Source organism: Methanobrevibacter sp. 87.7, assembly GCF_002208625.1.
Lineage (GTDB): Archaea > Methanobacteriota > Methanobacteria > Methanobacteriales > Methanobacteriaceae > Methanarmilla.
Genome location: NZ_MRCT01000054.1, coordinates 1 through 11,599 on the forward strand (window position 1 = coordinate 1; position 11,599 = coordinate 11,599).

3 protein-coding genes are annotated in these 11,599 nt (G+C 24.6%); 1 reads left to right on the forward strand and 2 read right to left on the reverse strand.

From position 1 onward, the window contains the following. Positions 1-345: 345 nt before the first annotated feature. Both BGI41_RS03865 and BGI41_RS03870 read right to left on the reverse strand, forming a co-directional pair. Positions 346-3,678, reverse strand: coding sequence for an Ig-like domain-containing protein (locus BGI41_RS03865; protein ID WP_088538921.1), 3,333 nt, complete (start codon positions 3,676-3,678; stop codon positions 346-348). Between the two features lie 983 nt (positions 3,679-4,661). Then, a complete protein-coding gene (locus BGI41_RS03870; protein ID WP_088538922.1) occupies positions 4,662-9,350 on the reverse strand; it encodes a pseudomurein-binding repeat-containing protein in 4,689 nt (1,562 codons plus the stop codon). A 1,125-nt stretch (positions 9,351-10,475) separates the two neighbouring features. Between BGI41_RS03870 and BGI41_RS03875 the strand changes: the two genes are divergently transcribed. After that, positions 10,476-11,417 carry a TMEM175 family protein gene (locus tag BGI41_RS03875; protein ID WP_088538923.1) on the forward strand — a complete coding sequence of 314 codons (942 nt, stop codon included), beginning with the start codon at positions 10,476-10,478 and terminating at the stop codon, positions 11,415-11,417. Positions 11,418-11,599 lie beyond the last annotated feature (182 nt).

Genomic DNA, 11,599 nt, shown 5'->3' on the forward strand with positions numbered 1-11,599 from the left:
AATTAAATTAAAATACGAATAAAAAGCTACTTTTAATAGGAAAACTAGTTTTTAAATAGAAAAAACATGAAAAAACCACTTCTTAACCTGTAAAAATAAATCATAAATACAAAAAACATAAAAATATTACACTTTAACATAAAAACTATTTCTTAATAATACAAAAAACATAAAAAACTAGATTTTAACAAAAAACTACTTTTTAAATAAATAAAATAAGTTTCATAACAAAATAAGAATACTTAAATTGAAATTTAAAAATTAGTAAAATAAATAAAAAAATAAAAAATGGAATTTAAGAGAATAAAACTCTTAAATTTAAATCATCTTTTTCTGTTTAAACATCTAAGTATTTACAGTAATACTATCAGGTAATTTATTGTTTTTACCATAATATATTAAAACATCTGTAAATAATTTAACTAAATCATTATATGAAACTTTACCAACAGTTGTTGTTGAATAGTTAGGACCTTGATTATTATTTAAAATATATTTATAAGTCCTAGTAGCAGAATCAACATAAGCTGCTTTAGATAAAGTAGCTCCACTAATACTATCTCCCATAGTAGGGTTAGATGGTTCACTAGCATACATAATAAATGACATATCACTAGTATTACCAGCATTTAACTGAGAAATTGCTCTACAAACATAATAGAAATATTGACATAAGGTAATTGAAGTACCTTCAATATTTACCATAGATGGAAGTTGACCTACTGAAGATACAATATCAACATTTTGCATTGATCCATTTAAAAGAACATATGCTTCAGATTTAGCAACTTTTATAGTATCAACTATTTTAGTAAGAGCTTTTGTTGAACCAGAAACATGGTTTAAACCATCTATACATGAGAAGTCTGCATCACAGTCAGCACAGAAAATGTGACCTTCTGCTGAACCACCTTCTTTATTACCAGTAGCAGGGAATGTTCCATAATTATCATATTCATTACCTGCCCAGAAAATACTCCAGAATAAATGTGTACCTCCACATATAGGACATACTCTATTAAATACACTTCTATAGAAAGTGTAACCATATTTACTTAATTCACCAGATGCTGATGGTCTACCAATAGCCATAATATATTTACCATCTGAAGAAACACCATATTGATCAAATGAATATTTAGTACCATTTGAAATTATAGTATATTGGTCTTTAACCCAATTAGCAGAATCTATAAGTGAATCAATTGAAATACCAGTAATCTTACTATTTACTTTAATAGTAGATCTTCCACTTGATCCAGGATAATTACTATTTCCTGCAAATGTATATGTTATGGTATAAGTTCCAGTAGGTAAATTAATAACAATACTTGCAACACCATTTGAATTAGTTTTTGCTGTGTAAGTAGTTGAAACACCAGTTATTTTAAAGCTTATTACTTGATTTGCAATAGCATTTCCATAACAGTCTTTTAAAGTAACTGTATACTTAGCACCAGAATTGTTAGTAGTAGTTAAATTAGTACCTACTAAGCTTGTAATATTACTAACAACTGATATTGTTTTTGAACCACTTGATGATAATCTGCTATTAGTATTAGTATAATAATAGTTTACAGCATAATTACCATTTAAATTTGGTATAGTGAAATATGCAATACCATTTGAATTAGTAGTATTTGTATAAACAACACCATTTATTTTAAAACTAATTTTCTGATTAGCAACTATGTTATCCCATGAATCTTTTAATGTTATAGAAAATACACTACCACTTGCATATTTATTAGATGAAGAAACTACCATATAAGTATAGTTTCCAATCTTAGCACTATAAATAGGCACTGAAGCAGGTAATGCTTTATTATTTCCATAATATACAAGAACCTCACAGAAAGCCTCTATTAACTTGTTATAAGAGACTCTACCAACAGTTGTAGTTGAATAATTAGGACCTTGATTATTGTTTAAAATAAACTTATAAGTCCTAGTAGCAGAATCTACATATCCTGCTTTAGTTAATTTTTTATTATTAATAGAGTCACCAGAATTTGGACTTGAAGGTTCATTTAATTTATTATTAACAATAGCAATATTTGCTTTATTACCAGAATTTAACTGTGATATTGCTTTAGATTGATAATATAAGAATTGGGACAATGTAAGTTTAACTGAACCAATAGTTACAGTACTTGGTAATTTACCATTTACATCATAATATGCTTTAACTACTTTTGCAGCTGAAACAATTTGATCTATAGTAAATTCTTTATTATTTACTGTAGTGTTAGTATTGGTATTAGTATTAGTATTATTAGTTGGATTTTGAATAATATTTCCTGGAGTAGTTGTTCTAGCATTATATTTTACATTCACATAACTTGGTAATTGTTTATTTGTTCCATAGTAATCAAGAACAGCACTAAATGCTTCAATTAACCTATTATATGAAACTCTACCAACAGTAGTAGTAGAATAATTAGGACCCTGATTATTATTTAAAATAAACTTATAAGTCCTAGTAGCAGAATCAACATAACCAGCCTTAGTTAACTTACCATTAACTGAATCTCCAGAGTTTGGAGATGAAGGTTCACTTAAAGATTTAACAATAGCAATATTTGCAGTGTTACCAGTGTTTAACTGACTAATAGCTCTAGATTCATAATATAAGAATTGAGCTAAACTAACCTTAACAGAACCAATAGTTACAGTACTAGGCAACTTACCATTAGCAGCATAATAAGCCCTAACAGTCTTAGCAGCACTAACAATCTGATTAACACTTAATGAACTTACAGTAGTACTAGTAGTAGGAGTAGTTGTTTTAGCATTATATTTTACATTCACATAACTTGGTAATTGTTTATTTGTTCCATAGTAATCAAGAACAACAGCAAATGCTTCAATTAACCTATTATATGAAACTCTACCAACAGTAGTAGTAGAATAATTAGGACCCTGATTATAATTTAAAATAAACTTATAAGTCCTAGTAGCAGAATCAACATAACCAGCCTTAGTTAACTTACCATTAACTGAATCTCCTGAGTTTGGAGATGAAGGTTCACTTAAAGAATTAACAATAGCAATATTTGCTTTATTACCAGAATTTAACTGACTAATAACCCTAGACTCATAATATAAGAATTGAGCTAAACTAACCTTAACAGAACCAATAGTTACAGTACTAGGCAACTTACCATTAGCAGCATAATAAGCCCTAACAGTCTTAGCAGCACTAACAATCTGATTAATACTGAAACTAGTAGGTGTACTAGTAGCTTTAAGTACTACTGAATTAGCACTAGTACTTTTAAGTACAGTATTACTACTTGAATTTGGATTATTGTTAATTTGATTATTTAATACATTACCACTTGAATTATTGCTAATTTGAGTATTAGTAGATGTATTATTGTTAATTTGAGTATTAACAACATTATTATTAACAGAATCTTCAGTATCAATATTTAGATTATTATTACTTACAGATTGTCCAAGATTGGAATCTGAATTTGAATAAGTAACTATAGTTGAATTAGATGTATTTACGGAATTTAAAACCGTATTATTTGTTACAGTTTGAACAGAAGAATCTGATACTGCTTGTAATGAATCATTATTATTAACATCAGCAGCACTTAATGCACCAATACCAATGAAAACAATAAGGAAAATTATTATTAAGCTAAAATATCTAAATTTCTTCGACATTTTTTCCTCCTAATAATTATAATATAAAATCTATCTAAAAAATATTTCAATTAAAAATAATTTAAAATTCATAAACAAGTAATTAAGAAACTTATTTAAAATTATCTAGATAATTAAAACTAAAAATTTTATTTAATTAGTAAATTATCTTGAATAATCAAATTTTAATTAATTAATAAAAATATTTTTTACTACAGTAATAACTTATAGCATAAATCATATATAAATCTTTTTTTAAAGAAATAAGCATTAAAATCAATACTTAAGATTATAAAAGCCATAATCATTATAGAAATTAATAAATTAAACGATATAATGTTAAAATAGTAAATAAAAAAAGATAATAAAAGGTATATGAAAATCATTTTTAAAATTTAAGTAAAGACTTGTAATAAAGATGCTTATTATATTATAGATAAACTGATTATAGTTAAATCATAACTATAAAAAATAAGAGTATATAAAACATATAATCCGAAAATAAATGAAAAATTAGGAGAAAATAGATAGATAAAAGAATTTAAAACATTTTTTAAAAAAGTTCCAAAAAATCTAATTTTGAGAAAAAAATCAATAAAAAACACTAAAAAATTCAGAAAATATAGACTTAAAAAATCAAAATAAAAGAAAAAAATCCACATAAAAATACAAACTTAAAAAATCTAAATTTAAGAAAAAAATTCACATAAAAATACAGAAAATAAAAACTAAAAAACACTTAAAAAAAATTTAAAAGTAACAATAAAACACAGATAAAAACTAAAAACTGTTAAAAAACTAAAAATATGAATAAATCACAAAATAAAGCTAAAAACATAAGTATATAACTTAATTAATAAAAATCAGAGAAAAAAAATAAAAATTAAAAATCATAAAACAATGAAAAAAATAAAAAAATTAAAATAAGAAATAATTTAGAAGTAAAAAACTTCTAAACTATTCTAATAATTGATATTAAATATCAATTCCCATTTTCATTTAAATTAGAACGGTAAATTTGTATATCTATTGTATATGGTTGCAGTATTTGTATTCCAATTATTAATTGTACCAAAGGTATTTCTTGTAGAAACACAATCTGCAGAATACCATTTACCATTTACATTTACTTCAGTCCAAACGTGACCATACCAACCATCAGTAAAGTGACAGTAACCGTGGACATAACGAACTGTTAAACCAACAGAACGACACATAGCAACATAAAGGTTAGATTGATCACAACAATTACCACTTCTTTTAGTTAAAGTTAAAGATGCACCTTGTTGGGAGTTATAATAGTAATCGTAAACTACATTATCCCTTACCCAATTAAACATGGTAACAGCCATATCATATTGGGAAGTAAGGCCTTCAGTTAAACTTTTAGCAAGAGCAGTAATAGATGATGTATCTGCACTAGTTGTTGTATCTATACTAACATAAGCTGGAAGTTGTTTATTTTCACTATAATATGAAAGAACTCTACTGAATGCTTCAATTAAAGCATTATATGATACTTTTCCAACAGTTGTAGTAGAATAATTAGGACCTTGTTCATTTTCTAATATGAATTTATAAGTCCTACTTGCTGAATCAACATATCCAGATTTATTTAAATTACCTTTAATAGAATCTCCCATATTTGGGCTTGATGGTTCATTAATTGAACCAATAACTGGAATATTTGTCATGTTATTAGTATTTAATTGAGCAATAGCTCTAGATTCGTAATATAAGAATTGAGCTAAAGTACATTTATATGAACCAACCATTACACTACTTGGTAATTTTTTATTTTTAGCATAATAATCTTTAACAACTTTTGCAGCTTCAATAACTTGGTTAATTGTTATAACATTACTTGTAGTACTAGTAGCATGAGCAGTAGTTTCTTTACCTGATGTTATAGTAAGATAATCTGGTAATTTTTTATTTCCACTATAATATACAAGAGCAGTACTGAATGCTTCAGTAAGAGTATTAAATGATACTCTATTAAGTGTAGTTGTTGAATAGTTAGGAGCTTGCATATTTTCTAATATGAATTTATAAGTCCTACTTGCTGAATCAACATATCCAGCTTTATATAAATTACCATTAATTGTATCTCCCATATTAGGATTACTTGCTGAATCAACTGATTTAATAATTGGTACATTAGCCATATTATTAGTATTTAATTGTGCTATAGCTCTAGATACATAATATAAGTATTGAGATATAGTAACTTTAGTTGATCCGATAGTAACAGTAGATGGAAGAGAACCATGAGCTACGTAATATGATTTAACTGTTTTTGCAGCATCGATAATCTGTGTAATAGTTAAATAAGTAGCTGGCTGATTATTAACAGTAATTTTTTTAGTGACGGAATTTCCATCATATAAATTATTTCCAACTATACTTGAAACAACATTATAAGTTCCTGGATTTAAAGTGTATGCAACTTTAACAGCACCATTGGAATCAGTTTTAACTGTAGAAAGTTTTCCTGCAATGGTAATGTTAACATATTGGTTTGCAACTTTATTACCGAGGTTATCATATACACTAACAGTATAATATCCTGTTTTATTAGTGGTTGTATAATCGTTTGCTTTTATAACATAAGATAATTTTTTAACTACAATTTTTCCTGTTGAACTAACACTATAACGGTAGAAATCACCATTGTAAGTAAATGTTATTGCATAAGTTCCTGGAGTTAAATTAACTACATAGGATGCTTGACCATTAGTATTTGTAACTATTTTATAAACAGAATTACCAATTTTAAGGTAAATTGCTTGATTATTTAAAGCTTTACCTTGGAAATCTTTTAAAACAACAACAAATTTGGAACCATCATTATAATACATAGTTACATTAGAAGCTGATATACTTGGATTAGTTTTAGTAACTTTAATTACTGCAGATCCATTAGAACCATTATAATGTTCATCACCAGCAAATAAATAACCTATATCGTAAGATTTATCTCCCATTAAATTTATTTGAAGTTTTGCAATTCCATTGGAATCAGTTACAACATCATAGTTTACACCAACTATAGAAAATCTAACTTTTTTATTTGCAAGAACTTTACCATTTTGATCTTTTAATACAACAGTATAATATGTTCCAGTACCACCAATTATAGTAACATTGTTACCATTAATAGTAGTATTGTAAACAATTGTATTATTTCCAGAGTTATTGTTATTATTAGAAGTATCATTAACGCCCATAGAGCTTATACCACCATTTAAGGTAGTAGAGTTAACATAATTTAAATAACCATATCTAAAGTATGAAACACCATCAGCGCCACCATCTAATGCATTTTGAGCATCAGTTTTTAATTCAGATGCACTTAATTTAGTAACATCATTATCAGACTTGTATGATTGTAATACAGTCCATACTTGTGCATTACCTGAATGAGCTTTGAAGTAAGCAGTAGTTGATTTAATCCAGGAACTACCAGCTTGATAGTTACCTTTATAAATCATAGGCATAAGAATATCTACAATATTTCCTAATTGATCAGAGTCTTGACCATAGTAATATGCATTTTGTGAAGTTTCTGGCATTAATATTGCAGCAACTTTAATATTAGGGTTAACAACTTTAACAGCAGCAGTTAACATTTTGGTAAACATAGTAATAGAAGATGTTCCATTAGAATATTTATAAGCATTTCCTCCAAATCTTAAATAATCTAAAGCAATACCAGTTACACCATTTAATTTAGCATAAGATACAGCTTCATTTATTTTTTGGGTCCAATAAGCTTGACCACAAGTTGCAGGATTTACCCAAGTACCATCATAAAAAGTTTGCATCCAAATATAAACATTAATATTATATTTTCTTGCATTTGCAATGAAATTTTCTACACCAGAATTTCCGTATTTTTCAATAGCATAATAATTTAAGAAAACATTACCAACATGATTTGAAGCAAGTGTAGCTAAATTTATATTATTCATATCACTTCCAAATAAAAAGATTGAAAATGTGTTATTATTAAATCCATTAGTTGAATTTGAAACAACATAAACTTTTGAAGATTTAGAAGAACTTTGGTAATTACCATTACCTGCAAATGATGCAGTAACAGTGTAACTACCTGAATTTAAATTAATAATAAAACTAGCAACACCTTTTGCATCAGTAGTTGCAGAATAAACAGTAGTAAGACCACTTATTTTAAACTGAACTTTTTGATTAGCAAGGACTTTACCAGATGCATCTTTAAGAACAACACTATACTTATCATCTTTTTTGTAAACATCACCAGAGTTTACAGTAATAGTAGTAGTTTGTTTAACATTTGCATTATTATTAATTGCTACACTAGAAGGTAAAGCATTATTATTACCATAAGATACGAGTACATCAGCGAAAGCTCTGATTAAATAATTATATGAAACTGTTCCAAGAGTAGTAGTTGAATAATTAGGACCTTGATTATAGTTTAATATAAATTTATAAGTCCTAGCAGCTGAATCAACATAAGCAGATTTAGCTAAATTACCACTTTTAACGTTTCCTAAATTAGGACTAGAAGGTTCATTTAAAGCTTTAACAATAGCAATATTTGCTTTATTACCAAAGTTTAATTGACTAATAGCTCTAGATTCGTAATATAAGAATTGAGCTAAAGTACATTTTACAGAACCTACCATAACAGTACTTGGAAGTTTACCATTACTTGCATAATATTCTTTAAGAACTTTTGATGCAGCAATGATTTGATTAATACTTACAGAATTAACTGGATTCATACCTGCAGTAGTTTTAGAACCGTATTTAAGAGTTAAATAATCAGGTAATTTACCGTTAGATCCATAATAATCAAGAGCAACGCTAAATGCTTCAATTAATCTATTATAAGATACTCTATTAAGAGTAGTAGTTGAATAATTAGGACCTTGTTTATAGTTTAATATAAATTTATAAGTCCTAGTAGCTGAATCAACATAAGCAGATTTAGTAAATTTACCACTTACGGAATCCCCCATATTTGGACTAGAAGGTTCACCCATAGATCCGATAATTGCAATGTTTGCTTTATTATCAGAGTTTAATTGACTGAGAGCTTTGGATTCATAATATAAAAATTGAGCTAAACTAACTTTTACTGAACCAATAGTTACAGTACTTGGTAATTTACCATTTGAAGCATAATAGTTTTTAACATATTTAGCTGCACTAATAATTTGATTAATAGTAAAACTATTAGAGTTTTCAGAACCTGCAGCTTTAAGAACAACAGGTTTTACAGAAGATGAATTAACATCTTTTGAATTGTTAATAGTATTAACACTATTAGAATCATTAATAGTATTTGAAGCATTATTTACTTTAACACTATTAGAATCATTAACAGTATCATCTATAGATAAATCATTATTAGCAACTGGAGTACTATTTAAACTAGAAACATTATTATTTACAACATCACTAGTATTATCATAATCACCTGAAACAGTTGTAGATAAATTACTTGTACTTCCAACAGTGGATGTATAATCTATTGAATTTGTACTTACATTATCATTAACATTTTGAACTGAATCTTGAACCGAAGAATTTGACATGCTAACTGTAGTTCCATTATCTACATCAGCAGCAGAAACTGCACCAATGCATAAAACGACAACAAGAACTAATAGTAAGCTAAAATATCTAAATTTCTTCGACATTTTTCGCCTCCTATTCAAATTTTAAAATTATATCAATAATAATTTAGACTTTTAAAAATCATAGGAATTAAAATTAATAATTCAATAATTGAAAATAAAATTTTCAAAATATTATAAAAATTCAATAATAGAATTTAAATTTCTAAAATATTTATGAAATTTAATTATTAATTTATAATTTTTAAAAACCATGGATTATTAGAAATAATTTCATATATAATTCTAAGTTAAAAATTGTATATAAATGTTATGATTAAGAAATAAAGCATAAAACTATTTGTAATAGTCAAAAATAGCATAATACTATTAAAAATTAATAAAATAAGAAAATATTATAAGAAAATTTAATTAAAAACTTAAAATTAATGTCTTTTAAAATTTAAGAAATACATACTTTTTAAACTCAAATAGTTAAATAAAATAGGTATCTTATTAAAATAAGATAGAATAGAGCTTTAATTAAGAAAAATTAAAATATTTAATTTAATAATATAAACAATTAAACATTTTACAATATTTGTTTCAGTGTAACTCTTATTTAATCGAATATACAAAATTTTTATAAAATCATGTAAAATCAGATAAAAATTTCATAAAAATCAGATAAAAAAATTAGTACAAATAAATATACAATTAAACAATTAACAAATGAAACTAATTACATATCAACATGAAATATATTTAAAAATATTAATAAAATATTAAAATAGTATACTAATATAAAATTATATTATTATAATATACTTAATTTAAATTAAAAATTAATCAAATTATAATTAATCATATTATATTTAATATTGTAATATATTAAAAAATAATTAATTATAAACTAAATTGTTTAATATAATTCAAAAAATATAATCAGAATAAATTCAGTAAATAAAATGCTTAAAAACATGATAAAAATTTAATAAATAACATAAAATTTACTACAGAAAACACAAAAAAACTTAAAAATATGGGAAAAATAAATTTTAACTAAATATATAAAAAACCTAAAAATACAAACAAAAAATCAATTATATAAATAAATTAAAATCCATAATTAACTTAAAAATTTTATAATAAATATAAATTTATTAAAAAATAATTCAATATAATATTATAATATAAGGGGTAATTTGTATGGAGAAGAAAAATGATGAAACAATAAATCCAAAAAATATTCTAGATTATATTGAAGATGAGGAATTAAACAAAGATATTTATGAATTAAATCTTGCAAGAAAAAAACTTAAAAAACGTTTAAATGAACTAAAAAGTGAGAATTCTAATAAAATAGATAATAATTACCAAAACAAACAAACACCACACGATATACATGATAATATAAATAATCAACAAAAAACAGAAGATTCAGAAAAAGAAAATAGATTTAATATATTAAATAATAGATTTAGAGAATTTACCCATTATCTTCAATTTTCTAATCGATTTAAAGATGCATTTGATCAAGACTCTAATATAGATCCTGGAAGATTACTTGCACTTACAGATGGAATATTTGGAATGGTAATGACTTTACTTGCTTTTGGTATTAAATTACCTGATTTTCAAATGAAAAGTTCTCATGATATAATTTTATTTATGTACTCAATAATTCCTTCAATAGGTACTGTGCTTGTTAGTTTTATTTTAGTAGGTACATTTTGGGTTTATCATCATGAAATAATTAAAATAAAAAATATGAATGTTACATATTTATGGATAAATATTTTATTTTTAGCATCAATATCATTTATGCCATTTACAACATCATTATTAACAGAATATGGTGGTTACTTTATTGCAGAATTAGTATTTACATCAAATATTTTTATTATAGTATTATTATCTTTAATAAGCGTTTATTATGGATATACTAAAAGATTCCTTGATGTAGTTGATCTTGAAGAAAGAAGATATCATACAAATACTTTCTTTATTATGGTTTTATTAACTATTATTATAATATTAGGTGATTATTTCATTAGTCCAAATTTTACATATTTATACATAATAACTCCAATAATATTCATATTTACTAATCATGTAACTAATCAAAAAAATATAAACACTAAATCTTAATTTAAGTTATAATAAGTAATTATAATTTAAATTCTTTTTTTTTAATTAATTAATTTAAAATTAATAAAGACTATTTCTAAATAAATCTAAATTTAACTACTTATAAAAAATATAATTAAAAAAAATTAGTATAACTATTTTAAAAAAATAATAAATAAAATCTATTTTTAAAAATATTAATT